Annotated in this window: 31 protein-coding genes; 11 read left to right on the top strand and 20 right to left on the bottom strand. The window is 62.8% G+C overall.

Translation table 11 applies throughout. The features are described 5' to 3' along the window. The first annotated feature begins 118 nt into the window (after nucleotides 1-118). Nucleotides 119-994 (top strand): l-ornithine N(alpha)-acyltransferase, encoded by an 876-nt coding sequence (gene olsB, locus NKJ75_RS00435; RefSeq protein ID WP_023744088.1) that lies wholly within the window; start codon nucleotides 119-121, stop codon nucleotides 992-994. 86 nt (nucleotides 995-1,080) lie between these two features. Here olsB and NKJ75_RS00430 read toward each other — a convergent pair whose 3' ends face one another. Together NKJ75_RS00430 and grpE are read right to left on the bottom strand one after the other, a co-directional pair. Further along, the gene (locus NKJ75_RS00430; RefSeq protein ID WP_023744087.1) at nucleotides 1,081-1,713 is read right to left on the bottom strand and encodes a trimeric intracellular cation channel family protein; all 633 of its coding nucleotides are present in this window, start codon (nucleotides 1,711-1,713) and stop codon (nucleotides 1,081-1,083) included. 161 nt (nucleotides 1,714-1,874) lie between these two features. Then, nucleotides 1,875-2,504: a nucleotide exchange factor GrpE gene (grpE, locus tag NKJ75_RS00425; RefSeq protein ID WP_023691975.1), complete on the bottom strand. Its 630-nt coding sequence runs from the start codon at nucleotides 2,502-2,504 to the stop codon at nucleotides 1,875-1,877. Between the two features lie 259 nt (nucleotides 2,505-2,763). Between grpE and NKJ75_RS00420 the strand changes: the two genes are divergently transcribed. Together NKJ75_RS00420 and NKJ75_RS00415 are read left to right on the top strand one after the other, a co-directional pair. Continuing rightward, on the top strand, nucleotides 2,764-2,964 hold the full coding sequence (locus tag NKJ75_RS00420) for a hypothetical protein (protein WP_023669766.1): 201 nt from the start codon (nucleotides 2,764-2,766) through the stop codon (nucleotides 2,962-2,964). A gap of 84 nt (nucleotides 2,965-3,048) precedes the next feature. Beyond that, nucleotides 3,049-4,071 carry a fatty acid desaturase gene (locus tag NKJ75_RS00415; RefSeq protein ID WP_023744086.1) on the top strand — a complete coding sequence of 341 codons (1,023 nt, stop codon included), beginning with the start codon at nucleotides 3,049-3,051 and terminating at the stop codon, nucleotides 4,069-4,071. A gap of 153 nt (nucleotides 4,072-4,224) precedes the next feature. On the opposite strand, the gene NKJ75_RS00410 is transcribed toward NKJ75_RS00415, so the two are convergent. From NKJ75_RS00410 to cysG, 6 genes are all read right to left on the bottom strand, one after another. Further along, nucleotides 4,225-4,347, bottom strand: a complete 123-nt coding sequence (locus NKJ75_RS00410; protein WP_023728539.1) for a hypothetical protein — start codon at nucleotides 4,345-4,347, stop codon at nucleotides 4,225-4,227. A 42-nt stretch (nucleotides 4,348-4,389) separates the two neighbouring features. Beyond that, nucleotides 4,390-4,923 carry a DUF934 domain-containing protein gene (locus tag NKJ75_RS00405; protein WP_023744085.1) on the bottom strand — a complete coding sequence of 178 codons (534 nt, stop codon included), beginning with the start codon at nucleotides 4,921-4,923 and terminating at the stop codon, nucleotides 4,390-4,392. Between the two features lie 118 nt (nucleotides 4,924-5,041). Further along, nucleotides 5,042-5,806: a phosphoadenylyl-sulfate reductase gene (locus NKJ75_RS00400; RefSeq protein ID WP_023744084.1), complete on the bottom strand. Its 765-nt coding sequence runs from the start codon at nucleotides 5,804-5,806 to the stop codon at nucleotides 5,042-5,044. Beyond that, a complete protein-coding gene (locus NKJ75_RS00395) occupies nucleotides 5,781-7,451 on the bottom strand; it encodes a nitrite/sulfite reductase (protein WP_023744083.1) in 1,671 nt (556 codons plus the stop codon). Before NKJ75_RS00395 ends, NKJ75_RS00400 begins: the two co-directional genes overlap by 26 nt. Nucleotides 7,452-7,486: 35 nt before the next feature. Further along, entirely contained in the window at nucleotides 7,487-7,780 is a 294-nt protein-coding gene (locus tag NKJ75_RS00390) for a DUF2849 domain-containing protein (protein ID WP_023737532.1), read from the bottom strand. Beyond that, the gene (cysG, locus tag NKJ75_RS00385) at nucleotides 7,777-9,228 is read right to left on the bottom strand and encodes a siroheme synthase CysG (RefSeq protein ID WP_352499019.1); all 1,452 of its coding nucleotides are present in this window, start codon (nucleotides 9,226-9,228) and stop codon (nucleotides 7,777-7,779) included. The genes NKJ75_RS00390 and cysG overlap by 4 nt, the downstream gene beginning before the upstream one ends. Before the next feature lie 420 nt (nucleotides 9,229-9,648). Between cysG and NKJ75_RS00380 the strand changes: the two genes are divergently transcribed. Together NKJ75_RS00380 and NKJ75_RS00375 are read left to right on the top strand one after the other, a co-directional pair. Continuing rightward, a complete protein-coding gene (locus NKJ75_RS00380) occupies nucleotides 9,649-10,101 on the top strand; it encodes a baeRF12 domain-containing protein (RefSeq protein ID WP_023700117.1) in 453 nt (150 codons plus the stop codon). Between the two features lie 184 nt (nucleotides 10,102-10,285). Then, the gene (locus NKJ75_RS00375) at nucleotides 10,286-12,076 is read left to right on the top strand and encodes a cation:proton antiporter domain-containing protein (protein WP_352499018.1); all 1,791 of its coding nucleotides are present in this window, start codon (nucleotides 10,286-10,288) and stop codon (nucleotides 12,074-12,076) included. Between the two features lie 20 nt (nucleotides 12,077-12,096). On the opposite strand, the gene NKJ75_RS00370 is transcribed toward NKJ75_RS00375, so the two are convergent. Then, nucleotides 12,097-12,903, bottom strand: a complete 807-nt coding sequence (locus tag NKJ75_RS00370; RefSeq protein WP_352499017.1) for an AraC family transcriptional regulator — start codon at nucleotides 12,901-12,903, stop codon at nucleotides 12,097-12,099. A 111-nt stretch (nucleotides 12,904-13,014) separates the two neighbouring features. Here NKJ75_RS00370 and NKJ75_RS00365 point away from each other — a divergent pair, with 111 nt between their 5' ends. Further along, nucleotides 13,015-13,935, top strand: a complete 921-nt coding sequence (locus NKJ75_RS00365) for a zinc-binding dehydrogenase (protein WP_352499016.1) — start codon at nucleotides 13,015-13,017, stop codon at nucleotides 13,933-13,935. A 15-nt stretch (nucleotides 13,936-13,950) separates the two neighbouring features. Here the strand turns inward: NKJ75_RS00365 and NKJ75_RS00360 are convergent, their stop codons facing one another. From NKJ75_RS00360 to NKJ75_RS00320, 9 genes are all read right to left on the bottom strand, one after another. After that, the gene (locus NKJ75_RS00360; protein WP_023686590.1) at nucleotides 13,951-14,703 is read right to left on the bottom strand and encodes an SDR family NAD(P)-dependent oxidoreductase; all 753 of its coding nucleotides are present in this window, start codon (nucleotides 14,701-14,703) and stop codon (nucleotides 13,951-13,953) included. A gap of 130 nt (nucleotides 14,704-14,833) precedes the next feature. Next, on the bottom strand, nucleotides 14,834-17,113 hold the full coding sequence (locus NKJ75_RS00355) for a transglycosylase domain-containing protein (RefSeq protein ID WP_023833682.1): 2,280 nt from the start codon (nucleotides 17,111-17,113) through the stop codon (nucleotides 14,834-14,836). Between the two features lie 122 nt (nucleotides 17,114-17,235). After that, nucleotides 17,236-18,408, bottom strand: coding sequence for a site-specific integrase (locus NKJ75_RS00350; protein WP_155921516.1), 1,173 nt, complete (start codon nucleotides 18,406-18,408; stop codon nucleotides 17,236-17,238). A gap of 26 nt (nucleotides 18,409-18,434) precedes the next feature. Further along, nucleotides 18,435-18,734, bottom strand: a complete 300-nt coding sequence (locus NKJ75_RS00345) for a hypothetical protein (protein ID WP_031197714.1) — start codon at nucleotides 18,732-18,734, stop codon at nucleotides 18,435-18,437. Between the two features lie 85 nt (nucleotides 18,735-18,819). After that, nucleotides 18,820-19,260 carry a helix-turn-helix domain-containing protein gene (locus NKJ75_RS00340; RefSeq protein WP_023820562.1) on the bottom strand — a complete coding sequence of 147 codons (441 nt, stop codon included), beginning with the start codon at nucleotides 19,258-19,260 and terminating at the stop codon, nucleotides 18,820-18,822. Beyond that, a complete protein-coding gene (locus NKJ75_RS00335) occupies nucleotides 19,257-19,490 on the bottom strand; it encodes a hypothetical protein (protein WP_023820561.1) in 234 nt (77 codons plus the stop codon). The genes NKJ75_RS00340 and NKJ75_RS00335 overlap by 4 nt, the downstream gene beginning before the upstream one ends. After that, nucleotides 19,487-19,879, bottom strand: a complete 393-nt coding sequence (locus NKJ75_RS00330) for a hypothetical protein (RefSeq protein ID WP_352499015.1) — start codon at nucleotides 19,877-19,879, stop codon at nucleotides 19,487-19,489. Before NKJ75_RS00330 ends, NKJ75_RS00335 begins: the two co-directional genes overlap by 4 nt. Continuing rightward, nucleotides 19,876-20,298 carry a hypothetical protein gene (locus NKJ75_RS00325; protein ID WP_155921515.1) on the bottom strand — a complete coding sequence of 141 codons (423 nt, stop codon included), beginning with the start codon at nucleotides 20,296-20,298 and terminating at the stop codon, nucleotides 19,876-19,878. Before NKJ75_RS00325 ends, NKJ75_RS00330 begins: the two co-directional genes overlap by 4 nt. A gap of 66 nt (nucleotides 20,299-20,364) precedes the next feature. Then, nucleotides 20,365-20,538, bottom strand: a complete 174-nt coding sequence (locus tag NKJ75_RS00320; RefSeq protein ID WP_081731199.1) for an Arc family DNA-binding protein — start codon at nucleotides 20,536-20,538, stop codon at nucleotides 20,365-20,367. Between the two features lie 84 nt (nucleotides 20,539-20,622). On the opposite strand from NKJ75_RS00320, the gene NKJ75_RS00315 reads away from it, so the two are divergent. Then, nucleotides 20,623-21,096, top strand: coding sequence for an Arc family DNA-binding protein (locus NKJ75_RS00315; RefSeq protein ID WP_352499014.1), 474 nt, complete (start codon nucleotides 20,623-20,625; stop codon nucleotides 21,094-21,096). A gap of 1 nt (nucleotide 21,097) precedes the next feature. On the opposite strand, the gene NKJ75_RS00310 is transcribed toward NKJ75_RS00315, so the two are convergent. Beyond that, on the bottom strand, nucleotides 21,098-21,457 hold the full coding sequence (locus NKJ75_RS00310; RefSeq protein WP_155921514.1) for a hypothetical protein: 360 nt from the start codon (nucleotides 21,455-21,457) through the stop codon (nucleotides 21,098-21,100). An 88-nt stretch (nucleotides 21,458-21,545) separates the two neighbouring features. After that, the gene (locus NKJ75_RS00305; RefSeq protein ID WP_023820555.1) at nucleotides 21,546-22,193 is read right to left on the bottom strand and encodes a LexA family protein; all 648 of its coding nucleotides are present in this window, start codon (nucleotides 22,191-22,193) and stop codon (nucleotides 21,546-21,548) included. Nucleotides 22,194-22,323: 130 nt separating this feature from the next. On the opposite strand from NKJ75_RS00305, the gene NKJ75_RS00300 reads away from it, so the two are divergent. The 4 genes from NKJ75_RS00300 to NKJ75_RS00285 are packed head-to-tail and all read left to right on the top strand — an operon-like array spanning nucleotide 22,324 to nucleotide 25,331. Further along, a complete protein-coding gene (locus NKJ75_RS00300) occupies nucleotides 22,324-22,560 on the top strand; it encodes a transcriptional regulator (protein ID WP_023820554.1) in 237 nt (78 codons plus the stop codon). A 10-nt stretch (nucleotides 22,561-22,570) separates the two neighbouring features. Continuing rightward, nucleotides 22,571-23,443, top strand: a complete 873-nt coding sequence (locus NKJ75_RS00295) for a hypothetical protein (protein ID WP_352499013.1) — start codon at nucleotides 22,571-22,573, stop codon at nucleotides 23,441-23,443. Between the two features lie 33 nt (nucleotides 23,444-23,476). Further along, nucleotides 23,477-25,093 (top strand): AAA family ATPase, encoded by a 1,617-nt coding sequence (locus NKJ75_RS00290; protein WP_081731198.1) that lies wholly within the window; start codon nucleotides 23,477-23,479, stop codon nucleotides 25,091-25,093. Next, nucleotides 25,083-25,331, top strand: a complete 249-nt coding sequence (locus NKJ75_RS00285) for a hypothetical protein (protein WP_023820551.1) — start codon at nucleotides 25,083-25,085, stop codon at nucleotides 25,329-25,331. The genes NKJ75_RS00290 and NKJ75_RS00285 overlap by 11 nt, the downstream gene beginning before the upstream one ends. Nucleotides 25,332-25,333: the final 2 nt, after the last annotated feature.

Raw genomic sequence — 25,333 nt, 5'->3', positions numbered from 1 at the left:
GCCGACGAAGTATTGCCCGTCGCGCCGTATCACGGTACTGTCACAATCCTGTTGCACCTACACCGTATCCCCGTGCCAAGAGGGATGGCTCGAAGGAGAATCACTCGTGCATACAGTTATGCCGGAATGTGACACTCGGCCCAGCGCAGGCGGCGCTTTGCTCGCCGCGCGGAACGCCGATGCCGTCGCAACAGGCGCACCGCTGGGCCGTATCGGCAATCTCGAAGTGCGGCTTGCCCGCAATGAGGCCGAGATCGCCGCCGCGCAGGAAGTGCGCTACCGGGTGTTTTATGACGAGCTTGGCGCCAGGAAGGACCTGTTCCAGGCGCAGGACCGGCGCGACGCCGACCGCTTCGACCCGCTGTGCGACCATCTGCTGGTGCTTGACACCTCGATCTCCGGCCCCGAGCATCGCCGCATCGTCGGCACTTACCGCCTGCTGCGGCAAGAGATTGCGGCGACCGCCGGCGGCTTCTATTCCGAAGGCGAGTTCGAACTGACCAAGCTGATCGCCCGCCATCCCGGCCAGCGCTTCCTTGAGCTCGGCCGCTCCTGCGTGCTGCCGGAATACCGCTCGAAGCGCACCATCGAGGCGCTGTGGCAAGGCATCTGGGCCTACATCAACCACTATGAGATCGGCGTGATGACCGGTTGTGCCTCGTTCCCTGGCACGGTGCCGGCTGCGCATGCCGAGGCGCTCACCTACCTTGCCCATCACTGCCGGACCAACTCCGCCTGGGATGTGCGGGCGGTCTCCGGGCGCTATTGCTCGATGGACCTGATGCCGATCGAGGCGGTCAACGCCAAGGCGGCGATCGCGGCCATGCCGCCGTTGGTCAAGGGCTATCTGCGCGTCGGCGCCCGCATCGGCGACGGCTGCGTCATCGACCGTGAGTTCTCCACGGTCGATGTGTTCGTGGTGATGCCGGTCAAGGAAATCGGCGCCCGCTACGTCAACTATTATGGCGGGGAAGTGCAGCGCTTTGCGGCGTGAGGCAGTAGGCAGTAGGCAGTAGGCAGTAGTGAAGGCTGCCGCGAATTGCTGACTACCGACTATTCCCTATTCCCTAATCCCTCTCCCTACGGAATATCCTCCGGTCGCCGTCCCGGGCGGCTCTTGTAGGACGGAAAGGTCCAGCCGAATTTCAGCGCGCCGCCGCGCACCAGGAAAGCCGCGACGAAGCCGGCGACATCCGAGGCGAGCGGTGGCAGGCCGGCAAGATCGCCAAGTGTGTAGAGGCCGGCGCCCGCGAGTGCGGCGGTGACGTAGATTTCGGGCCTGAGCAGCACCGATGGCTCGCCGGCCAGCAGATCGCGCAGGATGCCGCCGAACGTAGCTGTCAGCACGCCCATAACAACGGAGACGACCGGCGAGCCGGTGATGGCCAGCCCCTTGGCCGCGCCCATTACGGAAAAGGCCGCCAATCCGATGGCGTCGAGCCAGAGCAGCCATTTCCAGCGGGATTCGACGCGGTGAGCGATGAAGAAGACCAGCACCGCAACCGCCGCGCAAACCAGCACATAGCCGGAGTTGGCGACCCAAAAGACGGGCAGGTTGAGGATGACGTCGCGAAGCGTGCCGCCGCCAATGCCGGTGACGCTGGCCAGAAACAGGAAGCCGATAATGTCGAGCTGCTTGCGCGAAGCCGCCAACGCCCCGGTCGCGGCAAAGACGGCGACGCCGGCATAGTCGAGGAGGTCGATGGGTGTCAGGGACATGAGGTAGTAGGGATTGGGAATTAGGGAAAGTATGAATAACACGAAGCCGCGCGATTGATACGCCTGCCTATTCCCTATTCCCTATTCCCTATTCCCTATTCCCTATTCCCTATTCCCTATTCCCTATTCCCTATGCCCTACTGGCTATTCCCTACTCACGCATCCTTCTCGGCCTGCTCGTTCACCGGCCCCGGCTCGACCGGCGCTTCGGTGGCCGCGATCTTGGGGCCGCCCTTGGCGACCCCGACCATGGCCGGCCGCAGCACGCGCTCGCCGATCGAATAGCCCGGCTGCACGACCTGGACGACGGTGTTGGCCGGCACATCTGGATTGGGCACTTCGAACATCGCCTGGTGGAAATTCGGGTCGAATTTCTCACCTTCCGGCTCAAGCTTCTTCACCCCATGCCGTTCCAGCGTCGACAGCATGGCGCGCTCGGTGATCTCGACGCCGTCGATCAGCGCCTTGAAGCCGGCATCTCCGGCCGCTTTCGCCTCGGCGGGGATAGCATCGAGCGCGCGGCGCAGATTGTCCGACACCGACAGCATGTCGCGGGCGAAATTGGCCACCGCATAGGCGCGCGCATCATGCACGTCGCGGGCGGTGCGGCGGCGCAGATTCTCCATCTCGGCTGCGACGCGCAGCGCGCGGTCCTTCAGCTCCTCGTTTTCCTTCAGCAGCCGCACCAGCGCTTCATAGTCGCCGTCGATGCCGCCTTGCGTGCGCTCGGCCTCGGCCGTTTCGATATCCTCGGGCGCGCGTTCGTCTTTTGTCTGGTCGCTCATCGCCATTTCCCGTCATTCGAATGGTTTGGATTTGCGCCCGATATCGAGGTTTGGCGGCCAAAAATCAAGGGGCAAGCCCAGGAGGACGCCCAACAGCAGGCAATGTTGCGGGCTGCCCGTCGGACTTGGTGCGGGACGCAAAGACGTTCAAAATTAATTCAAACTTTACCGTAACGGCAGCCTTTGCTTGCCAATACCCCGCTATGGGGAACCATTCAAAGCTTGGAGGAGTTTTGAAACCGACACAGGATTTGAGACAATGGACCGCAATACTGGCAACAGAAGCGAAGAGCTCGCCGCCGACATCAGGCGCCAGTTCGGCACCGAGGCGACGACGCGCTTCTTGCGCACCTTGCCGGCCTTCCGCACCGAGGCCGACATTCCCGCCCGTTTCCGGGACCTGCTCGACCGGCTGGACGGCATAGAAGCCAGCATGGCCGGCGGCCAACGCCGTCAATAGCGATGCAATCGCGCGACAATTACGCGCAGTAATTTTGCGTGAGCTTTTCCTTGCGGCAGCGGGACGCCCCGCCTATGCTTCCTGATGAACATGATTTCCCCCGAGACGGCCGCCAACAGCAAGCGCGCCTGGTTGAAGATCCTGGCGCGCTACAAGAAGCCCGACCGGCGACGCAGCACTCTTGAACTCGCCATCACCCTCATTCCTTTCGTTACGCTGTGGGCGCTGTCTTCGGCAGCCTATTCCTATGGCCACTGGTGGGGCTTGATCCTGATCCTTCCCGCCGCCGGTTTTCTGGTGCGGATCTTCATGATCCAGCACGATTGCGGCCACGGCTCCTTCTTCGCCAACCGCACTGCCGACGACTGGATCGGCCGCGCGCTCGGCGTGCTGACGCTGACCCCTTACGATTGCTGGCGGCGCGCGCACGCCACCCATCACGCCAGCGCCGGCAATCTTGACGAGCGCGGCATGGGCGATATCAGGACGTTGACGGTTGCTGAATACCGGGAGCTGTCTTGGCGGGGACGCCTTGCCTATCGTCTCTACCGCCATCCCCTGGTGATGTTCGGCCTCGGGCCGATCTGGCTGTTCATCTTCGAGCAGAGGCTGCCCGTCGGCATGATGCGCGGCGGCCTGACGCCCTGGGTGTCGTCGATGACCACCAATCTCGGCATCGCGATCGCGGCAGCGCTGCTTATCTGGCTGGTCGGCCCCGGCGCTTTCCTGATTGTCCATTTGCCGATCGTGATCCTGGCCGGATCGGCCGGCATCTGGCTGTTCTACGTCCAGCACCAGTTCGAGGAGACGGAATGGGCGAAGGACGAAGAGTGGGAATTCCAGCGTGCCGCCCTGCACGGCTCGTCCTATTACGATTTGCCGCCGGTGCTGAACTGGTTCACCGGCAATATCGGCGTCCATCACGTGCACCATCTCTCGGCCAAGGTGCCGGGGTACCGGCTGCAGGAAGTGCTGCGCGACTATCCGGAATTGCGCGGCATCGGCCGCGTCACGCTTCTCGACAGCCTGCGCTGCGTAAAGCTGGCGCTATGGGACGAGAATCGCCGCAAGCTGATCTCGTTTCGCGAAGCGCGGGCCTTGGCCTGAAAGCAATCCCAGCAAAGTGTGATGCGGTTTTCCCGGGAAAAGCGCGCAGCGCCTTCCCTCGGGATCGCATAAAACAAGAAATAAACCGCCGTACCAAAGGCGCGGCTGCATCTCCCAGAAGATCTGCTCAGGTGGCCTTGCGCTCCTCGCGCATCAGGACCTTGCAGCCCTGATCACGTCAGCCGCCTTTTCGGCGATCATGATGGTCGCTGCATTGGTGTTGCCGCCGATCAGCGCGGCTTCCTCCCTGGCGGATACTTCCGTCCGGACAGCCAAGAGATCACAGTCTTTGTAAAGACAGGCGAAATTACCGCTGCGTCAGCTGTTGCGAACGCGCCGCCAGGAGTATTTCGGCCCCTTCGGCTCCGACGCTTCGGTCGGCTGATAGTAAAGGCCCAGCCCGCCTGTGCGGCCTTCTTCGAGGCGCTTCAGCAGAACCGGGTTGGAGATCTCGAACTCGTCGAAGCCGAGGCGCAGCATATGCGGCAGCTGGTCGACGAGCACCTGGCCCGTGGCGCGGACCGCGCCCTCGAAATCGTAGCGGCTGCGCAGCAATTCGCCCTTGGAAAACGAGCGGCCGTCGCTGAAGGCCGGAAAGGCCAGCGCCACCAGCGACAGCTGCTCCAGCAGATCCACGATCTTTTCCAGCTGGTCGCCGGGCTGCAGCGCGACGCCAAGCCGCTCCTTGGCCGAGCGCCGCACCTCGGCATCGAGGCCGAGAAATGCCTGCAACGGCAGGATGAAGCGGCCATTGCCCGTCAGCGCGTCTGCGCTTTCGGCATGGCTCCACTCGTCTTCGCGAAAACCCGTCGGGGTCCAGAGGCGGGTCTCCGCTGTGGTCTGTTCAGTCATCGAAAATTCCTAAAGCCCCAAAAAATCGAAAGTCCGCGAAAGCCGGTCCACACGAAACCGGCGGCCTCCGAGCGGAAGCCGCCGTTGCAGGCCAGCCTCACCTGAATATCACCATAGCTTAAAGGGATGCGTCGGTCAGCGACACTTCCAGTCCCGACAGATGGATGCCGCACTCGGTCTTGGCATGACCGGCCCAGCGTCCGCTTCGCGCATCCTCGCCCGGCTGCACCGGCTGCGTGCATGGGAAGCAGCCGATCGACAGATAGCCGTACGCAACCAGCGGATTTTCGCGCAGCGCATGCGCGCGCATGTAGTCAGCCTGGTCGGATGTCGTCCAGTGCGCCAGCGGATTGACGCGTACGCGCGGGCCGACCGCCTCGAACACCGGCAGCGCGGCTCGCGTCGCCGCCTGGAAGCGCTTGCGGCCGGTCAGCCAGGCCCGGAAGGGGGCGACGCCGCGCGCCAGCGGCTCGACCTTGCGCACGTCGCAGCAGGCATCGGTGTTGCTCTGGTGCAGATTGCCGGTCGGATCGACCCGCTCGAGCGCCGCGTCTTCGGGCTTGATCACCCTGATGTTGGTCAGCCCGAAATCGGCGACCAGCGCATCGCGATAGCCCAGCGTCTCTTCGAAATGCTTGCCGGTGTCCAGGAAAATGACCGGCAGCGTGCGGTCGACCTTGGCGATCATATGCAGCAGGACGGCGGAATCCGCGCCGAAGGACGACACGGCGGCGATCTCGTCATGAAACAATTCGCTCGCCGCGCGTTCGATGATGTCGAGCGGGCTCAGATGTCCATACAGCGCCTCGAAGCCCGCCGCTTTGGCGGCGATGCTGTCGTCGACGTCGACGATGCGGTCAAGCGGCCTTGGTTTCGCCAGCATAGAGCGCCTCCTTGAACGGCGCGGGACCGACACGGCGGTAGGCGTCGATAAAACGTTCACTGGGACCGAGCCGAAGGCCGAGATAGGTGTCGACGATCTGCTCGATGGCGTCCGTGATCTCTTCCGAAGAGAAGCCGCGGCCGATGATTTCGCCAACCGAGGTGTTCTCGTCGGCCGATCCGCCAAGCGTCACCTGGTAGAGTTCGGAGCCTTTCTTCTCGACGCCGAGGATACCGATGTGGCCCACATGGTGATGTCCGCAGGCATTGATGCAGCCGGAAATCTTCAGCTTCAATTCGCCGATCTCGCGCTGCCGCTCCAGCGAGGCGAAGCGAAGCGAAATCTCCTGCGCGATCGGGATCGAGCGCGCTGTCGCCAGCGCGCAATAATCGAGGCCAGGGCACGCGATGATGTCGCTGATCAGGTTGGAATTGGCCGTCGCGAGGCCAATGTCGACCAAAGCGTCGTAGACCGCTTTCAAATCGGCGCGCGCCACATGCGGCAGGATCAGGTTCTGCTCATGGCTGACGCGCAGTTCGTCGAACGCGTATTTCTCGGCGATGTCGGCGACCGCTTCCATCTGGCTGTCGGTGGCATCGCCCGGCACCTCGCCAATGCCTTTCAGCGAGATCGTCACCGCGGCATAGTCGGGATGGCGATGCGTCACGACATTCTGGTCGAGCCAATCCGAGAAGCTCTTGGAATCGAGCCGCGCCAGCTTGATCGCCGCGTCGCCTTCCGGCCGGGCGGTCAGTGCCGGCGGCGCGAAATAGGCGTCGATGGCACGGATGTCGGCTTCCGGCAGCTTCAGCTCGGCGTCCTTCAGCTCCTGCCATTCGGCCTCGACCTGGCGGGTGATTTCCCCGACGCCGGTCTCGTGGACGAGGATCTTGATGCGCGCCTTGTACTTGTTGTCGCGGCGGCCATAGAGGTTGTACACGCGCAGGATCGCGGTGCAGTAGGACAGCAGGTCGGCTTCCGGCAGGAAGTCGCGGATCTTGCGCGCCACCATCGGCGTGCGGCCCTGGCCGCCACCGACATAGACGGCAAAGCCGAGCTCGCCGGCGGCGTTCTTCTTCAGATGCAGGCCGATATCATGCGTCTGGATGGCGGCGCGGTCGCGCTCGGCCCCGGTCACCGCGATCTTGAACTTGCGCGGCAGGAACGAGAATTCCGGATGCACCGACGACCATTGCCGCAGGATCTCGGCATAGGGGCGCGGGTCGGCGACCTCGTCGGCGGCGGCGCCGGCAAAATGGTCGGCGGTGACGTTGCGGATGCAATTGCCGCTGGTCTGGATGGCATGCATCTCGACGGTGGCGAGATCGGCCAGGATCGCCGGAATGTCGGACAGCGCCGGCCAGTTGAACTGGATGTTCTGGCGCGTGGTGAAGTGGCCGTAGCCTTTGTCGTATTTGCGCGCGATGTGGCCGAGCATGCGCAGTTGCGCGCTGTTCAGCGTGCCATAGGGCACCGCGATGCGCAGCATGTAGGCGTGCAGCTGCAGGTAGACGCCGTTCATCAGCCGCAGCGGCCGGAACTGATCCTCGGTGATCTCGCCGGAGAGGCGGCGTTCGACCTGGTCGCTGAACTCGGCGACGCGGGCCTGGACAAAATCGTGGTCGAACTCATCGTAGCGGTACATGTTTCGTCTTTCAGGGCGCGTCCGCCCGTATTTTGTTAAGCTGCCCGCGCAGCCTGCTTGCCCAGATCTTCCCGGATGGTCGGGCCGGCGGCGCGGATCTTTTCGCGCAGCCGCACCGGCACGACGACGCCATTGACGACTTCAGCGTCGATCAGATTCACGTCGACAACCTGATTGTTGGCGTTGGCCTTGGCGCCGATTGCTTCCAGCCTGTCCTCTGCCGCTTGGTCATGGGCAAGGTCGGCATGGTCGACCGTCTCGGCCCAGCCGCCATCGGCATACCAGACGGCGATGCCGTCGGAGAGGCGGTTTGCGGTCAGTATCTTCATGGCTCGACCTCTGCGTCGGCCGCGTTGGCGGCGCCCTCATAGTTATGTGCCGCGAGCGGCTCGGAACGTTCAAAGTTGGCGCCGGCAACCGCGTCGCCGATGATGGTCATCACCGGACCGGCCAGATCGGCGCGCTCTTCCAGCGACGGCAAATCGGCCAGTGTGCCGTGGAAACGGCGGCGGTTCTGCAAGCTGGCATTCTCGACCACGGCAACCGCCGTGTCCGGCGACAGGCCGGCCTCGATCAGCCGTCCGGCGACTTCGGCGGCGACCGAGCGGCCCATATAGACGGCTACGGTGGCGCCGGAAATGGCGAGCTTGGCCCAATCCGGCAGCGAATTGCCCTTCAGATCATGGCCGGTGGTGAACACCATCGACGAGGAGACGCCGCGCAGCGTCAGCGGCAGCTCGAAATCGGCGGCGGCGGCAAAGGCGGCGGTGACCCCGGGAACGACATCATAGGCGATGCCGGCATCGCGCAGTGCGGCCATCTCCTCGCCGGCGCGGCCGAACACCAGCGGGTCGCCCGACTTCAGCCGCACGACGCGCTTGCCCTGCCTGTCGAGATCGACCAGCAGCGCATTGATCTCGGCCTGGCTCTTGGTGTGGCATCCCTTGCGTTTTCCGACCGGCAGCCGCTCGGCGTCGCGGCGGCCCATGGCGACGATCGCCTCCGGCACCAGCGCGTCATAGACGATGACGTCGGCTTCCATCAAAAGCCGATGGGCGCGCAGCGTCAGAAGATCCTCAGCACCTGGCCCGGCGCCAACCAACGCGATATGGCCCGAAGCCGGAGCCTTCGACAGCAACAGATCGGCGGCGGCGTCATGCGCCTGCGAAAGCTCGCCGGCTTCGACGGCGCGCGCCGGTGCACCCTGGAAAAAACTGCTCCAGAACTGGCGGCGGGCGTTGCCTTTCGGCAGCAGCTTTTCGGCGGCACCCCGGAACGAGGCGGCAAGCGCTGCCAGCGGCCCGAGCGACGGCGACAGCATGCGGTCGATGCGGCTGCGCAGCATCTGCGCCAGCACCGGACCCGCGCCTTCCGTGCCGATGGCGATGGCGACCGGGGCGCGGTTGACCAGCGCCGGGGTGAAGAAATCGCATAGCTCCGGCCGGTCGACGGCATTGACCGGAATGCCAAGGCGGCGCGCATCGTGGGCGACGCGGCGGTCGAGCGTCTCGTCGCCGCTGGCGGCAAACACCAAGACCGCGCCTTCGAGATGCTCGGCGTCGTAAGGGGCGTCGATGTGGGTGGCGCCGGTCGTGGCGATGAAGGTCAGCAATTCGGCGTCGGCGGCATCGGTGACGATGCGCAGCACAGCGCTCGACTGATCGAGCAGCCGTGCCTTTGCCAATGCTTCATCGCCGCCGCCGACGATGGCCACGGCTTCGCCTTCGACCCGCATGAACACCGGGAACGCGTTGAGCTTGGGATTGGCCTGCGGCATGACGAACAGATTCCGGAACAAGGTGGCAGTTTTACGCGCGGGCGTGAAAAAGCTGAAGGAACCCACTCGCGCATCCCCTGACGGGAGGCAATCGGTTTTCCGCAAGCCTGAAGGCCAGGAGAAAAATATTCCACATCCGCCTATCAGGCGGATTCAAGCTGCTGCCGCAGGCCTTGTTCTGCGGCTCTTTTATCCGCCATCCGGCCAAGCCGCAAAATTGTTTTTTCTAAATTCTACCAATTTAGTAGATTAAAGCCGCCACCACGGACATTGCTCCGATAGCCGGTTGAATCGGCTCAATATGGGCTGCGTGCGAACCCGGCAAACGAAGTGGAACGTTCCCGCTTCACCACGCGTTCTGCCCTTGCCGTAACAGACAATCGTCGGCAGGATTTGAACCCTTCAAGCAGGAGCGCGCACATGAGCAAGATCAACCTGAAACATGGCCTTCTGGTCATGGTGGCCGATGGCGAAAAAGCGCTGTTCCTGAAGAACGAGGGCGACAATCTCTATCCGAACCTGCAGCTCTTCCAGGAGATGAAACAGGACAATCCGGCGACGCGCGAGCAAGGCAGCGACAGTCCCGGCCGCTACAATGACGGCCCCTCCGTGCATCGCAGCGCGGTTGAGGAAACCGACTGGCACCGGCAGGGCAAGGAACGCTTTGCCGAAGAGATCGCGGACCGGCTCTACAAGCTCGCCCATCACGGCATCTTCGACGACATCGTGCTGGTCGCGCCGCCGCTGGTGCTCGGCACCATGCGCAAGAAATTGCACAAGGAAGTCACCGACAAGGTGCAGGCGGAGATCCCAAAGACACTGACCAACCGCCCGCTGATCGACATCGAGGCCATGCTGCAGCAGGCAGCCTGACGCTATCTCATAGATCATTCGCGCGCGCAGCGTTTTCGCTGCGCGCGCCTTTCGTTTTTCGGCGCCTCTGGCCACCAATTTACGTCTCGCGGGTTGCGTCGCCCGCACCCCCTCCACCATATTGCAAAGGCGGCGGCTGCGGGCGGCGCACACCCGACATTTCCCGAAAGGCGCTCCATAGACAATGCCGCATGACACGCCCCTTATCGCCACCATCGTCGCCGGTCTGGGGCTGGCATTCATCTTCGGGGCGCTCGCCAACCGTTTTCGCATCCCGCCGCTGGTCGGCTATCTCGTCGCCGGCGTGCTGGTTGGACCGAACACGCCGGGTTTCGTCGCCGATGCCGGTCTTGCCAATGAGCTGGCCGAAATCGGCGTCATCCTGCTCATGTTCGGCGTCGGCCTGCATTTCTCGCTGAAGGATCTTCTCTCCGTCCGCGTCATCGCCGTACCCGGCGCCATCGTCCAGATCGGCTTTGCCACCGCGCTGGGCGCCGGCCTTGCCTGGATGCTCGGCTGGTCGATGGGCGCAGGCCTCGTCTTCGGCCTGGCGCTTTCCGTCGCGTCCACAGTGGTGCTGTTGCGCGCGTTGCAGGAGCGACGGCTGATCGAGACCGAGCGCGGCCGCATCGCCGTCGGCTGGCTGATCGTCGAGGACCTCGCCATGGTGCTGGCGCTGGTGCTTTTGCCGGCGTTGGCCGGCGTGCTCGGCGGCCAGCCGCAGGTCGATGACCATGCGAGCCTTTTGTCGCTGCCGGCCAGCTTCGGCATCTGGGGCGTCGTCGGCCTCACGCTGGCCAAGGTCGTCGCCTTCGTCATCGTCATGCTGGTGGTTGGCCGCCGCGTCATTCCGTGGATCCTGCATTACGTCGCCCATACCGGCTCGCGCGAACTGTTCCGGCTGGCGGTGCTGGCGATCGCGCTCGGCGTCGCCTTCGGCGCCGCCAAACTGTTCGGCGTCTCGCTGGCGCTCGGTGCCTTCTTCGCCGGCATGATCATGAGCGAATCCGAGCTCAGCCACCGCGCGGCGGAGGAATCACTGCCGCTGCGCGACGCCTTCTCGGTGCTGTTCTTCGTCTCGGTCGGCATGCTGTTCGATCCGTTCAGCCTGATGAGCAATGGCTGGCCGATCCTGGCGACGCTGGCCATCATCGTCATCGGCAAGTCGCTGGCCGCCTTCGTTATCGTCATCGCCTTCCGCTATCCGCTGGGAACCGCCTTGATGATCTCGGCCAGCCTCGCGCAGATCGGCGAATTCTCCTTCATCCTGGCGGAGCTCGGCGTCGGGCTGAAGCTGTTGCCCGAACAGGGACGCGACCTGATCCTGGCAGGCGCCATCCTGTCGATCCTGGTCAATCCGCTGATGTTCCTCGCCCTCGACTGGATGAAGCCATGGCTGGACGCGCGCGCCGCCAAGGCAGCACCACCGGAAGAGGCCAAGCCGGTCGGCCCGGCGACGCAGCCCGGACAAGTGGCCTCGGTGGCCGCCGCGGCAAAAGAGAATGGCCCACCGCCACGCACAACGCTTTCGGGCCACACCATCCTGATCGGCTACGGCCGCGTCGGCAGCCTGATCGGCGCGGCGCTGAAACAGGCATCGCTGCCCTTCCTGGTCATCGAGGACGCCGACAAGACGCTGGCGAGGCTCAGAGACGACGGCGTCGAAATCGTCTCCGGCAATGCGGCCAATGCAGGTGTATTCGCCGCCGCGAATCCGCAGGGCGCCAGGCGATTGATCCTTGCCATACCCAACGCCTTCGAGGCCGGGCAGATCGTACTCAGGGCACGCGCCGCCAACCCCGGCATCAACGTCATCGCGCGAGCCCATTCCGATGCCGAGGTCGAGCACCTGAAGGGGCTCGGCGCCGACACCGTCATCATGGGTGAACGCGAAATCGCCCGCGGCATTGTCGAAGAAGTGCTGGGGCCAAAGCCAATGCCGCGCCACGAAGCCATTGAACCCTCTCCGGCCTGAGGCTTGTACCGCCGATCCCATCACGCCACGAAGGCGGAGCCGCCATTTCGCGCGACGCTGGCGAGATATTTTGCCGGCGGCTTGCCAAGCGCCTTCTTGAACATGGTGATGAAGGCGGTGACGGAGCCGTAACCGAGATCGCCCGAAACCTGCTGGACACTCGCACCGGAGGCCAGCTCCCGTATGGCGACGATCAGGTGCAATTGCTGGCGCCAGCGGCCGAAGCTCAGGCCGGTCTGCTTCACGATGAGACGGGCGAGGCTGCTTTCTGAGAGCGCAACACGGTTGGCCCACTCGGCAAGCGTGCTGCGATCGGCAGGGTTCTGCGCCAACGCTTCGGCGATCCGCCGCAAGCGCGGCTCGGCGGAGATCGGCAGATGCAGCTGCTGGACAGGCATGCGCGGCAGTTCCGAAAGCAGGATCGTGTTCAAGAGCCCGTCCCTCGCCTCATCTTCCTCCACGCGATCGGCCAGCTCGATGATCAGTTCGCGCAACAATGGCGAGATCGACAGCGTGCAGCACCGGTCCGGCAGATCGGCGGCTCCCGGCTCGATATAGACGAAGAAGATCCGCGCATTGGCGGTCGCGATGTTGCTGTGTTCCATACTGCCGGGAATCCACACACCGCAATGCGGCGGCACCATCCACAGGCCGCTCGGGACGCGGCATGTGACGCCACCGCCGAGCGCGAAGACGAGTTGGCCCTTGCGGTGCCAATGGGTCGCCACTTCCGCTTTGGTTTCGGTGACGACGCGAACCGCAATTGCAGGAGCGATCACATCATCGACGTCGAAATTGACCCAGGGGTAGCGGAGAGGCTGTCTCATGATTGACGGCTTTTAGCGACTATTCGCCATGATAGCTAAATTCTTTGATCCGGGAAATCGATAGACTCTGGTTCGTGGCTGGCATGTCACAAACCGGCAGGAAGGCTTCCCATGCGCGCGCTTGTCATCTCTCCCGAGAGCATCACCCGGATCAGTCTCGCCGAGGTCGAGGACCCTCGGCCCCTCCCCAACGAAGCGCTTGTCTGCGTCCACGCAACCTCCTTGAACCGCGGTGAATTGCGCCTGCTCACCATACGCCCGGAAGGCTGGATACCTGGCCAGGACGTGGTTGGAGTAATCAAGCGGGCGGCAGCCGATGGCTCCGGGCCTGCCGTCGGCGCCCGGGTTGTGGCTTTGGTCGACGAGGCCGGCTGGGCCGAACAGGTCGCCGTTCCGACCGACCGCCTCGCCGTCATCCCGGACGAGGTCAGCTTCGTTTCCGCCGCCACGCTTCCCGTGGCGGGCACGACGGCCCTAAGGGTCTTGCGCCATGGCGGCGACCTCGCGGGACAGCAGGTCCTGATCACCGGCGCGAGCGGTGCGGTCGGCCGTTTCCAGATCCAGCTCGCCCGCGAGCAAGGCGCCGCGGTGACTGCAATCGCCGCCGCCCGGCACGCCGAGGAGCTCCGCGGTCTTGGTGCTCACGAGGTCGTCGAGTCGATCGAACTGGCCGAAGGGCCATTCTCTCTGATCACCGAGTCGGTCGGCGGCCAAAGCCTCGCCCATGCCATCGAACGCGTCGCCCCCCGCGGCACCATCGTCATGTTCGGTTCGAGCAGCGGCGAACTCACGCCGGTTGGCTTCAGACAATTCGTTCCGGGCCATGAGGGAGCGGGGCTTCAGACTTTCGTCTACTACACATCCGGTCCAGCCATTGGCGCGGACATCGCCTCGCTGCTCGCTCTGGTCGCGGCCGGCCAGCTGGAAACCCGCGTGTCCATGACCGTGCCGTGGACAGACATCGCCCAGGCCCTGGACGCCTTGCGGCAGCGCAGCTTCAGCGGCAAGGCTGTTCTCACCATCGCCGAATGAGCAGTCTGTCAGCGCTCAGACGTGCTGGCCGCCATTGATGTGGATTTCCGAGCCCGTCACATAGGACGCCTGCTGCGAGCACAGGAAGAAGATGATGTCGGCGACTTCCGAGGTGGCGCCAAGGCGCCTGAGTGGGATCGTCTCCACGATCTTGTCGGTGCCCGGCGACAGGATCGCGGTGTCGATCTCGCCCGGCGCAATCGCATTGACGCGGATGCCGTGCGGGCCGAAATCATGCGCCATCTCGCGCGTCAGCGAGCCGAGTGCCGCCTTCGAGGTCGCATAGGCGGTGCCGGCGAAAGGATGCACGCGCGTGCCGGCGATCGAGGTGACGTTGACGATCGAGCCTTTTGCTGCAGCAAGCTCCTTGAAGAGGCCCCGCGCGAGCATGATCGGCGCGAAGAAATTCACCTGGAACACATCGCGCCAGACATGCATCGGCGTGTCGATCGAATCCATGCGGCTGTTGCCGTCCTTGAGCTTCGGCGAGATGCCGGCATTGTTGACCAGCGCGTGTAATTGCCCGCCATGCGCTTCCAGCCGGTGACGGATCTCCGAGACGGCGATGCCGACATCCTCCTGGTCGGCGAGATCGACCTTGATGTGGTCCTCCGGGCCGGCCGGCCACGGGCAATCCTCGGCAAAAGCCTGGCGCGAACAGGTGATGACCCGCCAGCCCTCACGCGAAAAGCGCTTGACCGTGGCATGGCCGATGCCGCGGCTGGCTCCGGTCAGCACGATGGTTTTTCTGATGTCGGTCTCAGCCATGTCTGTCACTCCGGCCGGAGATGTAGCCGAATGCCGCGAAGGTGGCGAGAGGCCGAATTGTCACCGCAGCTCTCATATGAGGAACGGATTGCCAGCTCGCATTTGATTCGAAGCTAGAATGACGAGCCGCTCAGCCGCCGCCGAGAATATCCAGGATTGAGGTTTTCCGCTTCTTGGTCGGGCCGCCGACGCTGCCCGGCGGTACCGGATGCTTGATCGAGGCCGTGGTGCCGCCGTCGCCCGGCATGTCGAAACCGTCGGCATCGACGGTTTCGGCCGGACGGCGGACCGGTGCTTGTGCGGGTACAGCAGCAGGTGCCGGCGCGGCAGCAGGCTCAGAACGGCTGACGGCCACGGCAGGCAACGGCGCCGCCTGATTGTTATCGACTGACGGAATATCGTCGGGCACGATGGTGTCGGGCGGCGTCGACTTCCAGGTGCCGGGCAGCGGCCGGACCGGCACACCTTCATGCGCGGCCACCATGAACTCGTGCCAGGCCTGTGCCGGCAGCGCGCCACCGGTGACCTTCTTCATCGGCGTGCCGTCATCGTTGCCGAACCACACGCCGGTGGTGAGGTTTGCGGTGTAGCCGACGAACCAGGCGTCGCGCGAATTCTGGCTGGTTCCGGTCTTGCCAGCAGACGGCCAGGCGAAGGCCGCCTTCTTCGCCGTGCCGATCTCGACCGTGCCGGTCATCATCGAGTTCATCATGCCGACAATGTTCTGCTTGACGACGACGCGCGGCGCGCTGCCGCCATTGTCGTCATAGAGCACCTTGCCTTCGGTCGTGGTGATGCGGCGGATGAAATGGATGTCGGGCTTGTAGCCACCATTGGCGAACGGCACATAGGCCGATGTCAGCTCCAGCGGCGTCACTTCCGAAGTGCCGAGCGCGATCGAGGTGTTGGCGATCAAATCGGATTGGATGCCCATGCGGTGCGCCGCCTCGACCACCGCGTCGGGGCCGACCTCCATGGTTAGCTGTGCCGCGACGGAATTCAGCGACTTCGCCAAAGCGGTCGCCAACGTCACCTTGCCGAAATACTTGCCGCCGTAATTGTCCGGTGTCCACTTGCCGATCTTGATCGGTGCGTCGTTGCGCACGCTGTCGGGCGTGCGGCCGGCTTCCAGCGCGGCCATATAGACGAACGGCTTGAACGCCGAGCCCGGCTGGCGGCGTGCTTCGGAGGCGCGGTCGAACTGGCTGGTCGAATAGTCGTAGCCGCCGACCATGGCGCGCACGGCGCCGGAATTGTCGATCGAGACCAGCGCGCCTTGGCTGACATTGAGCTTCTTGCCGCTCTCGTCGATCAGCCGGCGGATCGACTGTTCGGCGAGCTTCTGCAGGTTGAGGTCGACGGTGGTGTCGACGACGATGTCGCTGCGCACGTCACCAATCAAATCGGGCAATTCTTCCATGATGGTGTCGGCGACATAGTTTTCCGAGCCGGTCCAATAGGATGGCGCGCGCGTTGCCGGCGCGCTCATCGCCGAGGCCAGTTCCTTGGCGCTGATCTTGCCTTCGTCGCGCATGGCGGCCAGCACCAGTTGCGAGCGCTCCTCCGCCGCCTTCGGATCCCGCGCCGGCGACAGTCGCGACGGCGCCTTCAAGAGGCCGGCGAGAAGGGCCGCCTCCGACAGAGTGACATCGCGCGCGCTCTTGCCGAAATAGCGACGCGAGGCCGCCTCGACGCCATAGGCGCCGGAGCCGAAATAAACCCGGTTGAGGTACATTTCGAGGATCTGGTCCTTGGTATGCTTGTGCTCCAGCCAGAGCGACAGCAGCACTTCCTGCACCTTGCGCTCCAGCGTGCGGTCGGGCTTCAGGAACAGGTTCTTGGCCAGCTGCTGGGTCAGCGTCGAGCCGCCCTGCGAGAAACGCCGGCCCAGAACGTTGGTCACCATGGCGCGCGATAGGCCGATCGGGTCGATGCCGAAATGCGAATAAAAGCGGCGATCCTCGATGGCGATGACGGCTTCCGGAATGTAGGGCGACATTTCGTGCAGGCCGACCGCCTCCCCGCCACTCATGCCGCGGTTGGCAAGCAGTTGCCCGTCGACCGAGACGATCTTGATGTTGGGCGCGCGGTCGGGGATCGACCAGGTGGTGGCCGCCGGCATCTTGGCGCCGTAATAGACGACAATGCCGGCCACGGCGATGCCGCCCCAGATGCAGAGCACGAAGCACCAGTAGAACATCCGCGCCATCACGCCGAACAGCCCGCGCCGGGGTTTGCCGCGCTTGCCGCGTGACGATGATTTTGCCTTGGAGGTTTTGCGCGCCGAAGATGATTTGCGATTGGCCGGCACGACCCGATCCTCCTCGTTCACCGAAAAACCGGCCGCGGATTTCGCCTTTGGCGATCCCTCGAAGCTGGGTTCGATGCGACTGTCTCTGCGGTTCGCCATGCGTTGCGCTGTCTTCCCGGTGTCAATGGCGCTCGGGTTGGAGGGTAGATGCGGCGGTTTAAGGGCGCGTTAAAGCAGGGCTCGTGCAGGCCGTTGAAATTCCTTACGAAATTCTTAATCCGTTACCGCGCGTTACCGCCGCCGTTACCGCTCTGTTCACGTCGCTTGACGCGCGCGTCAGCAAAGCGGTCCGCAGCCTCCAACACGGCGCGATCATACTGCTTGGTGGTGGTGGTTGCGCTATGCCCGGCGACCTTGCTGGCATCGTCCAGACTGGCATCGGATGCCCTGCCCTCGGTGATGCCTGAAGCCCGCAAGTCTCGCGCCCAAAGGGTCACCGGAAGACCTGCCACCTTGCGGTCGACCGACCAGCGCTGCGCGAAAATCGTGGCGCGCCAGGGCAAGCCGTTTTCCTCGGCCACGATGATCGGCCCCTTGCGCTTCTCGATCGGCCAGTGCTGCAGCTCTTCCATGACCATCGGCGCCTTCCTCAGCGAATAGGAAATGCTGATGCCTGTGCTATCGGCGGTCTTGGATGGCGTGTAGTGCAGCACCATGTCGGCGTCGATGTCTTCCCAGCGAAGGCCAAACCATTTCAGATCCCGGTCGGCGTCAAGCACTTCGGAAATTCCGCCCATGTCCATCGGCCACCACTGGCCGATCACGTCCCACAACCGAAGCACCGTCTCGAAGCACAAGGCATAGGCGAGCGCCGACGAAGGCCGGCCGGCCTGATGCGCTGCCGCGCGCGCCGCGATGATCTGGGTGGCGGTGGCGGACTGTTTGCGGGGCTTGGGGTGCGGGAGCCTCTTTGCAGTCTCGCGCATGACGACCGACAATTCCGAACAGCCGGGCAAGCGCATCATGATGCCGAAGCTGACTGCAGCGAAAAGAACGGCGCGCGCGGTCGACGCAGCGGCGAGATAACGCCCGTTCTCCGACCAAACGTCATGCCAGTCGATGAGGTCAACGCCGGTTGTTTCGTCAAGCCGGACGCTGCCTATGTGGCCCTTCAGGTTCTTCAGATAGTGGTTATAGGGCCGCAGCGAACCGGGTTTCAGCTTCCGGTATGGGCTGCGCTTGTGCGTCTCGTAGATGGTCAGGAGCGACTTGATCGTTCCGTCGAACTTCAGAGGGTCGGCACGGTAGCCGGTGCGCCATAGAAGCATCTCGGCTTGGAGCGAATGGCATTTCGCCTTCAGCATCTCCGGCTGATCGGCCAGATAGTAGAGGTTCACCGTTTTCGGGATGTAGCCGTTCTTTACGTCATTTTCGTCGGCAACCCAGTGTGGCACTCGGCCGCCAGCGCGCTTGATCCATTTCAGACCTGGGGCCTTTGTCGCGTCTTCGTTTTCCATTGGCTTGCGTCCGCTTTGCCGGGTGGCGCTGTTGCCGTGGTCGAGCCGGTTCCAAGGTAATTTTCATAGAACCGCTGCACCAAGGCGACCGGGCGCCCTCCGTGAAATTCATCAATAGCCGGGAAACCGGGCTTGTTGGCAAGGGTCGGCAGGCGCTCGCGCATCCATTTGCCTGCTTTATCCTTCCCGACGATGGCCTCTGCGATCTGCTCGTCCGATGCGAACATGGGCAGATCGTCGAGGGTTGCCCCGGCGCGGGTCATCTGCCCGCCCTCGCGCAGGTCCAGAACCACAGGCCGGCGTTGTCACAATGTTGCTGTGCTTTCGAAAAATTGCTGAAATCGCCGTTCATCCGGCGCGCTCCATCGATTGGCAAGCGTCTTCGAGCCGATTGGTTGAGCCGTTCAGCGCTTCGCGTATTGGCGTCAATGTGCCGTCATCATCCAGATCTGACGTATTGCCCAGGGCCAACCAAATGGTGCGCAGTTCGTCTCGCACTTGGTGAAGCTGGTCGATCGCTGAGAGCGGGACAACCCGGCCGCCTCCTATTGGATCGCCCTCCCCGCTGAGCAACCATTCCCACCGGACGCCATAGCCAGCCGCATACAGGCGGGCGACTTCATAGTCGAAAGCGCGGTTTCCGCTCTCGTGGCCCGCATATGTGCCGGGCGGCACTTTCAGCGCTTCGGCGCCGCCGCTGACGGTGTGGATACCGGCCTGAGTTCTCGCCCAGGCCAGCCGCGCGCCAGCGGTCTTGATCTTGCTCGTAATGCTGACGACTTGGATCACTTCGCACCTGCCTTCGGACCTTCATGGCCCTCAAGCGCATCGGTAACGGGTCCAAGGAGTTCGTCGGCGGCGGCAAGAGCATCAACGATGCTGGTTGCCATATTCACATGGCCGCCTTCCTGGATCGCCCAGGCCGCTGCACCGCAAACCCGGACGATTGCAGCCGCTTGGATGCAGCAAGACATTATCTGATCTGCAGACATGTCTCTGTGATCGATGAAGCGGCTCATTTGCCACCTTCCCGGGTAAGCTGCCAATCGATGTCCCCGGCAATCTTGGCCAACTCCGCGACAACCGATGCAGGGCTGTCGGTGCCCCCGTCATACTGGCCGACTATGATCCCAAACTTAAGTTCGCCTTCGTCTCGGGTGCTGACTGGCCTTTGCAACACGGCCTCGCGTATGTCGTCGATCTCGCAGCCGATATTGTTGCGGAGGAACTCTAGTATCTCGCCAGCTTCGTTGTACGGTTGACCGTCATCCGGGCCGTTGAAACGAGGCTGCTCCTGAAGACCGCTGAGAACTTGGGCGACAGTGGTCAGCGTCTCGACGAGTGCCGACAGTTGCTTGAGCGAGAGATGGTCGGTTTTGAAGCCGAGCGGGTGCGCTGGGCGGCTCATTCCGCACCGCCTTCCGACTTGCCCATGGTTTTGACCACGGCAACCATTGTCGCCATCGCGTAGCGGTTGACCTCGCCCAGGAAACCGATCTCGACGCCGGTCAGATGGTTGCGGGACGGCAAGCGTTCTTCCTGCCGGAGTCGGCACATATCGTTGACGATGCAGCCGAGAAGTGTGGTTGCGCCGTTGGTCGGGTGACGGCCGATGAAGTCGAGATATTCGCGCGCCAGTTCGTGGCCTTTGTCGCAGTCCTTGCCGAAATGGCCGGTTGCGTCGACATTCCAGTAGCAGATGCCACCGCCGGCATCGCGGCCTTTGCGGTGCATAAACGACAGGGTGTCAGCCTCATGCGCTATCTTCGCAGCGGGGCGACCAGTTTGAATTTTCGCCGATGCGGTGTTATGTAACGCCTTGGTCATCTTCAATATCCTTTGTCGGTGATCGTGGGGAGCCGCCGTGCAAGGCGGTTTCATTTCGAACGACGATCAGATTGAGCTTGCCGGCTCGCTGGTCGTCGTTTTCGTTTCGTCCATGCGGTTACGGATGCACCGCACGATTTCAGAATTTTGAGAACTTCCGTTCCGCGCGGCCTGCGTGGCGATGAATGCCTTCACGTCTGCCGGCAGTCTCACCAGAAATTTCGGGTCCGCCCGACTCATGTCCTTTCCTTTCCGTTAACCAAGACGGAATATAGCACCGTGCTAGGTTGCGAGCAATAGCACCGTGCTATATATCCCCAGCCTATGGCGCGCGAAGATCCCCAGATAAACATCCGGCTACCGGCGAACTTGAAAGAGCGCCTGGAGGAGCGCGCCGAACGCAACAACCGCAGCACCACCGCTGAAATCGTCGCTCGGCTGGAACAGTCCTTTCTCGGCCCCAAGCATCCGCCGTCGATCACGATCCGCTTGGAGGCGTTGCCGTTTGGGACGCCTGCCATCGACGTATCTATCGGCACATTCTTTTCCGACCTGTCGAAGACGCTGAAAGAAAGCGTGGAAAGCATTCGCGCCGCTGAACGGGTCGAAGGGCTTGCGGAGCGCGAGCGCGCCGCAAATAGCCTCGAACCCGCACAAGATGCCGGTATCGACGACGCAAGAATCATTGTCTCGGTCGCGGCGGAAAATACCGAACGGCGCCGACTAAAACGGTTGGCCAAGCTCGAACGCGACGCTGCCGCCGCTAAGGCAGCCCAAGACGATGAAAGCGGCGAATAGCTCACGCCGCGCAATCCTTCAGCAGAAACGTTAGCACCTTGTGGACGGCGCGGGTGTCGGCCGCGTTGCTGAATTCGCCGCCGTCGTAAACGCCGGGCTGACTGTTGAGATAGTGGCACCAGCCCCAAACCATCGCGGCGACCCGCGCCCCATCCATGGTCTCGGGCGTGAGCGTCAGGATTCGGTCGGAGAGCTCCGAGCATCGATGGAATGCGGCCGCAATAGAGGGGTCTTTGTCGAAGTCCTCTCCTGAATCGCTGAAGGCGGCGCGCTCGTCCGCCCAGGCCTTGCGGAATTCGACGCCAAGGGCGATCAGGTCAGCGTCAGTATGCATAAGGCTTGATAAGGGGGTGGGGTTCATTGAAAGCTCCATCGGATGCGATGGATACTATTCAAGCACCGCTTAACCATATAGTCAAGCCACGCTTAACACCTTTTCAAGTTCGGCTTCACCTTGTTCGGCGCCGGAACCTTCGATGCTCGTTCATTGTCCCGACAATGCGGCCAGGATTCTTGGCTGAGATGGTCAGCGTAGGATAGTCGGGGTTGAGCGGGTAAAGTTCGATGATCGGCTGGCCGTTGTCGTCCAAGCCGCGCGGGCGGTACTTCTTGAAAGTTGCCTCTTCCTCACTCTCAATGGCGGCCACCACGCAATCGCCAGGCAGAGGCCGAAGGCCGGTGTCGACTATAATCACGTCGCCGCTCTGAAATTCGGGAAGCATGCTGTCGCCATCGATTTCCAAAGAAAAGGCGTATCCGGCCGGCTCCCAATGGATTTCAAAAGCTTGGGTATCTGGGGGCAGTGGCTGCTCGGCAATGACTGGTGACCAAGAGCCTGCTGTCACGCGGCTGATCAGCGGCGCGGCGAAAACCTTGCCTTCCGCTTTGAAAGGGAGCAACTCGCGCCGGCCACCAGCTGGGGCTAGATCGATACCCAGCAAATTGCTGAGCTTGATCAATCTGCCTCCAGTCGGCGTGGTGGTGTCACTTTCCCATTGGGATACAGCCTGAAGACTTACGCCCATGGAATTGGCGACCGAGGCCAGCGTCAAATCCTTCGCCTTGCGCGCGGCTTTGATGGTTTCCCCCAAGGTCATGAAAAAATTCTCCGTTTCAATTCAAGAGACTAAAGCCAGACTTGATTAATTCAAGCAAGCTGCACTTGAACTTATGGTTAAGCCGTGCTTGAATTTCACTTCGCAAATCAAGCCAGGGGTGCAGAACTTAATGAGTGATCCGGACGGAAAGAGCGGCCTCGAACTGGCCGTTGAAGCAATCGGCCAGGCCAAGAAGCTTGCCGAGATGCTGGATATCACGCCGCAGGCCGTAAGCCAGTGGAAGCAGATCCCGCACGACCGCGTGATTGCAGTCGAGCGGCTGACAGGCATCCATCGTGGCCGCCTCCGTCCCGACCTGTACCCGCCGGAACTGCCGTCAGTTGATTTGGTGCGAGCATCGGCATGACGGCGGCGCAATGACCAGCGGCGTTTTCGCGGTGTCTCGCGACATCTTCGAACATCATTTTTTCGCGGCGGAACCGTTCACCGAGCGCGAGGCATGGGTTTGGCTGATCCGCGAGGCGGCATGGAAAGCGCGGCGCGTTCGGGTCAAGGACGGCATGGTAGCGTTGAAGCGCGGCCAGCTCGCGTCATCGGTCAGGTTCATGGCCGATCGCTGGCAATGGCACCGGTCCAGTGTCGACCGCTTTCTAAAGCGTCTAAAAACCGAGACAATGATCAGCATCTCCGTCGAGACAGGGCAGAGCGTCATAACTATCTGTAAATACGACACTTATCAGCGCGTCAGCCTTCCAGCCGAGACAGCTAGCGAGACACCAAGCGAGACGACCGCGAGACAACCCCGAGACAAACAAGAAGACATTAAAGGCATTGAAGGCATTAAAAAGAAGAACAACGCGCCTTCGGCTGTGGTCGACAAAATTCCCCCTCAAGCCGTCCAACCCAACCCGGCAGAAAACAAGAATGACCGCGAGGGCGGGCCGGATTGGCACGGGTCGGCCGAAGAGAAGTTTTATGCCGCCCTGCCCGGATGGCAGAAAGCCGGAGTGCCGCGCGGGATGCTGTTTCAGATCGGCGAGCATCTTGGCGGCGACTTCGATCAGTTGATTGACATCGCTGGTCGAGCCGCGAGCGCCAAAAAGCCAAAGGCCTATCTCGGCGGAGTGCTGAAACAATACCGCCCCCCGGCGCCGGCAAAGGTCGATCCCAAATTACCGGCATGGATCACAGACGCGCGCTGCCAAGGTTACCCGGTCGAGCGGGAAGGCACGTACTGGCGCTTCGCTGGCGGCCTCTACGACGACACCAAGCAACAGGTCGGCAACTGATGCGCGAGCTGAGCGAACTCGGAATTTTCATCAATGATCGCGATGGCGAGCAGCGGACTACCTGCCCGTCTTGTTCCCCGCATCGCCGGAAGAAAAAGGACAAATGCCTTGCTGTCAGGATCGACGGAGACGGAGCAACCTACTTCTGCCACCACTGCGGTTTCAACGGTGGCGTTCGAACAGGGCAAGCTTTCGGCGGCGGCAAAGGACTACGCAAAGACGGTCCGGGGCATAAGCGCGACGACTTTGGCGCAGCTCGGCGCCGCCTCAGGAACGGTCTACTTTCCTCGCCGTCTTGAACGCAAAAGCGAGGCCGTTTTCTTCCCCTACACGCTCAGCGGCAAGCGGGTGAACTACAAGGCCTGCGCCTTCCCAGAGAAGGATTTCATCGGCGAGAAGGGCGGCAAGCTTTGCTTCTACAATCTCGACCGCGTGTTGGCCGCGCCCCCCGGCGATGTCTACATGGTCGAAGGCGAATGGGACTTGGCAGCCATGGTCGAGGCCGGTTTACCGATCGGCCGGATTCTGTCTGTGCCAAACGGCGGCCGGGAGAAGAAGGAAGGCGCGGACGACAAGCCAGCGGAGCCCGCCGGCTATGAGTACGTCGAACAGGCTCTGGCGCGCGGCCTCGGCAAGCACAAGCGTTTCATCTGGTGCGGGGACATGGACGACACCGGGCTTTCGCTCCGGGCGGACATGGCCCATCTGCTCGGCGCCGCCAAGTTCTGGTTCATCGACTGGCCCGAAGGTATCAAAGACGCCAACGACATGTTGCGCGCTGATGGCATCGAAGCGCTGAAGGACCTGGTCACCAATGGTGCGTTGCCGTGGCCGGTCGCCGGTCTCTACAGGCTCGCGGAACTGCCGGAGATGGCGCCGATCCGAGCTTGGGAGGTTCCCCGCATGCCGGCCTGGCGCGGCAAGATCCTTTTCGCGCCCGGCACCATGTCAGTGGTCACCGGTCACCCTGGCCACGGCAAGACGGCAGTGATGGCGCAGGTTTGGGCCGACATCGCCGACAAATACGGGCTGGTCATCGCCACGGCCACGTTTGAGACGCGGGCCAAGCCACACTACCGGCGCATCCTGCGGACGCTGCATGCAGGCCGTCTGGAGCGAGAAATGACGCCGGAAGAAATCCGGTACTCGGACCAGTGGATAAACGACCACTACCTGTTCATGCAGCACCCGGAGCAGACGCCAACGCTAGGCTGGCTACTTGAAACGGCAGAGGCCGCGGTGGTCAGGCACGGCGCATCAGTGGTGCAGCTCGACCCATGGAACCGACTGGAAAGCCAGCGCGAGGCTCGGGAAACAGAAACCGAATACATCGGCCGCTGCCTGACGGCGATCTACAAATTTTCGCAGGACATGGGCTGTCACGTCCAAGTGTTGGCCCATCCGGCGAAAATGGACGGGCCGCGCAAAGGTTCGCCCCCGGAGCTCGACGACATAGCCGGCTCAAAGCATTGGGACAACCGCGTTGACCAGGGCTTGGTCGTGCACCGCCCGAAGATGTTCGACGAGGGCCAACGCTGCACCGATGCGGTGATCTTCCACAAGAAGACCCGCTTCGACGAGCTGGGCCATCCCTGCAAGCTGAAGATCAACTTCAACATCCAGAACGGGAGGTTTGAAGATGCCGAATAAGGAAAAATCCGAGCGGCTTCCGTGGTCTGTTGAACAGGCGTTGCTTGTCCACACGAGCATCAATCTCGCGGCCCGCGACGCTGTAATCGGCATCTGGTGCGAGTTGCCAGACAAGACTTGGTTGGCAATGAAACCCGTCCTGGAGCGGTGGATAGCGATCGGCAACGCCAATAGGGCGGATCTGCGGCGGATCATTGACGAGGTTGATTACCGGCGCCGCGAATTCCCCGAGGCCTGACA

Origin of the sequence: Mesorhizobium sp. M0058 (assembly GCF_040323095.1) — a bacterium.
In the GTDB taxonomy this organism is placed as follows: Bacteria; Pseudomonadota; Alphaproteobacteria; order Rhizobiales; family Rhizobiaceae; genus Mesorhizobium.
The sequence above is the reverse complement of the archived record's forward strand: the minus strand, read 5'-3'. Positions and strand labels throughout refer to the sequence as shown.

Excerpts from the sequence above, each read along its gene's own strand:
- NKJ75_RS00365 (WP_352499016.1), top strand. The coding sequence starts at position 13,015 with ATGCGCGCGCTTGTCATCTCTCCCGAGAGCATCACCCGGATCAGTCTC.
- NKJ75_RS00330 (WP_352499015.1), bottom strand. The coding sequence starts at position 19,879 with ATGAGCCGCCCAGCGCACCCGCTCGGCTTCAAAACCGACCATCTCTCG.
- NKJ75_RS00315 (WP_352499014.1), top strand. The coding sequence starts at position 20,623 with ATGGCGCGCGAAGATCCCCAGATAAACATCCGGCTACCGGCGAACTTG.
- NKJ75_RS00370 (WP_352499017.1), bottom strand. The coding sequence starts at position 12,903 with ATGAGACAGCCTCTCCGCTACCCCTGGGTCAATTTCGACGTCGATGAT.
- NKJ75_RS00325 (WP_155921515.1), bottom strand. The coding sequence starts at position 20,298 with ATGACCAAGGCGTTACATAACACCGCATCGGCGAAAATTCAAACTGGT.
- NKJ75_RS00305 (WP_023820555.1), bottom strand. The coding sequence starts at position 22,193 with ATGACCTTGGGGGAAACCATCAAAGCCGCGCGCAAGGCGAAGGATTTG.
- NKJ75_RS00345 (WP_031197714.1), bottom strand. The coding sequence starts at position 18,734 with ATGACCCGCGCCGGGGCAACCCTCGACGATCTGCCCATGTTCGCATCG.
- NKJ75_RS00355 (WP_023833682.1), bottom strand. The coding sequence starts at position 17,113 with ATGGCGAACCGCAGAGACAGTCGCATCGAACCCAGCTTCGAGGGATCG.
- grpE (WP_023691975.1), bottom strand. The coding sequence starts at position 2,504 with ATGAGCGACCAGACAAAAGACGAACGCGCGCCCGAGGATATCGAAACG.
- NKJ75_RS00290 (WP_081731198.1), top strand. The coding sequence starts at position 23,477 with ATGATCGCGATGGCGAGCAGCGGACTACCTGCCCGTCTTGTTCCCCGC.
- NKJ75_RS00420 (WP_023669766.1), top strand. The coding sequence starts at position 2,764 with ATGGACCGCAATACTGGCAACAGAAGCGAAGAGCTCGCCGCCGACATC.
- NKJ75_RS00295 (WP_352499013.1), top strand. The coding sequence starts at position 22,571 with ATGACCAGCGGCGTTTTCGCGGTGTCTCGCGACATCTTCGAACATCAT.
- olsB (WP_023744088.1), top strand. The coding sequence starts at position 119 with ATGCCGGAATGTGACACTCGGCCCAGCGCAGGCGGCGCTTTGCTCGCC.
- NKJ75_RS00310 (WP_155921514.1), bottom strand. The coding sequence starts at position 21,457 with ATGAACCCCACCCCCTTATCAAGCCTTATGCATACTGACGCTGACCTG.
- NKJ75_RS00285 (WP_023820551.1), top strand. The coding sequence starts at position 25,083 with ATGCCGAATAAGGAAAAATCCGAGCGGCTTCCGTGGTCTGTTGAACAG.
- NKJ75_RS00400 (WP_023744084.1), bottom strand. The coding sequence starts at position 5,806 with ATGCTGGCGAAACCAAGGCCGCTTGACCGCATCGTCGACGTCGACGAC.
- NKJ75_RS00405 (WP_023744085.1), bottom strand. The coding sequence starts at position 4,923 with ATGACTGAACAGACCACAGCGGAGACCCGCCTCTGGACCCCGACGGGT.
- NKJ75_RS00395 (WP_023744083.1), bottom strand. The coding sequence starts at position 7,451 with ATGTACCGCTACGATGAGTTCGACCACGATTTTGTCCAGGCCCGCGTC.
- NKJ75_RS00335 (WP_023820561.1), bottom strand. The coding sequence starts at position 19,490 with ATGAGCCGCTTCATCGATCACAGAGACATGTCTGCAGATCAGATAATG.
- NKJ75_RS00360 (WP_023686590.1), bottom strand. The coding sequence starts at position 14,703 with ATGGCTGAGACCGACATCAGAAAAACCATCGTGCTGACCGGAGCCAGC.
- NKJ75_RS00415 (WP_023744086.1), top strand. The coding sequence starts at position 3,049 with ATGAACATGATTTCCCCCGAGACGGCCGCCAACAGCAAGCGCGCCTGG.
- NKJ75_RS00380 (WP_023700117.1), top strand. The coding sequence starts at position 9,649 with ATGAGCAAGATCAACCTGAAACATGGCCTTCTGGTCATGGTGGCCGAT.
- NKJ75_RS00375 (WP_352499018.1), top strand. The coding sequence starts at position 10,286 with ATGCCGCATGACACGCCCCTTATCGCCACCATCGTCGCCGGTCTGGGG.
- NKJ75_RS00390 (WP_023737532.1), bottom strand. The coding sequence starts at position 7,780 with ATGAAGATACTGACCGCAAACCGCCTCTCCGACGGCATCGCCGTCTGG.
- cysG (WP_352499019.1), bottom strand. The coding sequence starts at position 9,228 with ATGCCGCAGGCCAATCCCAAGCTCAACGCGTTCCCGGTGTTCATGCGG.
- NKJ75_RS00300 (WP_023820554.1), top strand. The coding sequence starts at position 22,324 with ATGAGTGATCCGGACGGAAAGAGCGGCCTCGAACTGGCCGTTGAAGCA.
- NKJ75_RS00320 (WP_081731199.1), bottom strand. The coding sequence starts at position 20,538 with ATGAGTCGGGCGGACCCGAAATTTCTGGTGAGACTGCCGGCAGACGTG.